This window comes from Coleofasciculus sp. H7-2 (assembly GCF_042747725.1).
GTDB lineage: Bacteria > Cyanobacteriota > Cyanobacteriia > Cyanobacteriales > FACHB-T130 > FACHB-T130.
Genome location: NZ_JBHZGO010000096.1, coordinates 1 through 1068 on the forward strand (window position 1 = coordinate 1; position 1068 = coordinate 1068).

2 protein-coding genes are annotated in these 1068 nt (G+C 49.1%); both read right to left on the minus strand.

The annotated features are described in order from the left end of the window. A partial coding sequence (locus tag ACFW2W_RS19125; RefSeq protein ID WP_378181701.1) for an IS630 family transposase occupies positions 1 to 508 on the minus strand: 508 nt, incomplete at its 3' end. Continuing rightward, positions 493 to 990 carry a helix-turn-helix domain-containing protein gene (locus ACFW2W_RS19130; RefSeq protein ID WP_378181698.1) on the minus strand — a complete coding sequence of 166 codons (498 nt, stop codon included), beginning with the start codon at positions 988 to 990 and terminating at the stop codon, positions 493 to 495. The genes ACFW2W_RS19125 and ACFW2W_RS19130, both read right to left, overlap by 16 nt. Positions 991 to 1068 lie beyond the last annotated feature (78 nt).

Consider the following 1068-nt stretch of genomic DNA (forward strand, 5'->3'; position numbering starts at 1 on the left):
TAATAGCATTCAAGAGTAAAAGGGCCGCTAAGACAGCATCCTTGAGGTGTTTAAGCGAAGCATATAAACGTCTGGGTAAGAGAAAACCCTTAAGGACACGCCAAAGCGTTTCGATAGGATTTAGCTGCGGGGAATAAGGGGGTAGGTAACGGAGGAACAAACCTTTGGCTCGCCATAGCGGTTCTTTAGCCCTGATGTTTTTGGCTTTGTGGAAGCGAGCGTTATCAAGCACAATAACAGTCAAGCCTTGGGGGTCGGCTTGGTCTGCAAGGCTATCGAGAAACGCCTCAACTTTGCGGGCATCACAGCCACCTATCAGATCACGGTAGCAGAGTTTGTTGCTGGCAAAGTCCAAAGCCCCTATCAAGTTTAGACGCCCAGCCGAACCCTGACGCGAAGGAATCTCGAACTGAAGACCAGAGCCCTTGGGTGTCCAGGTTTTGATGGGCTTAAGGGCTAAGCTAAAGCCGACCTGATCGAGGTAAAGCAGCTTCAGCTTTTGCGCCAGCGCCCCTTTTTTAACGTGTCTAGCGCTGCTTTATGGTGTTCAAGGTCTTTTTCACTAGGACGTTGAGCAGGTACAAAACGTCCCCTTTTCCAGCTATAGCCCATTGCTTTAAGTCGTTTGCGGATGCCTTCAGCTCCCACCTTGACGCCGTAACCCTCGGAGATAGCCGCTGAAAGTTGGTCACACGTCCAGCATCTTTGTTCTTTCAACTTCGCTTCCATAAAGCTTTTGATGTCGTCCGTGATAACGGGTTTTTGTCCGTGCTCTTCGTAGTGATCGGCTAGACCTGTGTAGCCTTCTTCTTCCCAGCGGTCAAACGTCCTTCTTAGGGTTTCGTAGTTCCTGGCTACATGCTCTGAAATTTGTTCTAGGCTCATTCCCTGATTCGATAATCTCAGAACTTGGGCGCGCAGACGTACTTTGGCATTCATATGCGGGTTCTGCTCTATCGCTCTCAACGTGCTGTTTTCTTCGTCACTCAACCCGATGAACCTTCGTCCTCGCTTTGGCATTCCTTATTATTCGCCTTCATCCTACTTATTTAGGTTGGTTGTACTTAG